Below are 245 nucleotides of genomic sequence, written 5' to 3'. Positions count from 1 at the left end.
GCTGAGTTTGTAGCGCAAATACCAGCGCACACAAAGAATGATCACCTCACGGTCAAAATGACGGCCGGCGAATAGCTCGTCCAGACTCTTCAGCTTGTTCATCGCGGCTCCTCAAATCGGTCAAGGCGACACTCTAACCGATCCTTGAGCGCTATTTGCACCACAACCATGCAGGAAGCTCTTTTCACGACGGTCAAGCTTGAGGACTTCGTTCCGGCCGATCATCCGTTGCGCCCCATACGGTT

The 245-nt window shown here is 53.5% G+C and carries 1 pseudogene; it reads right to left on the bottom strand.

What is annotated here, in order from left to right:
* Positions 1 to 102: pseudogene (locus EVC45_RS47540) on the bottom strand (IS6 family transposase); the annotation flags it as partial.
* Positions 103 to 245 lie beyond the last annotated feature (143 nt).

This window comes from Paraburkholderia sp. UYCP14C (assembly GCF_004197395.1).
Lineage (GTDB): Bacteria > Pseudomonadota > Gammaproteobacteria > Burkholderiales > Burkholderiaceae > Paraburkholderia.
This window is presented reverse-complemented; position numbering and strand designations above follow the sequence as displayed.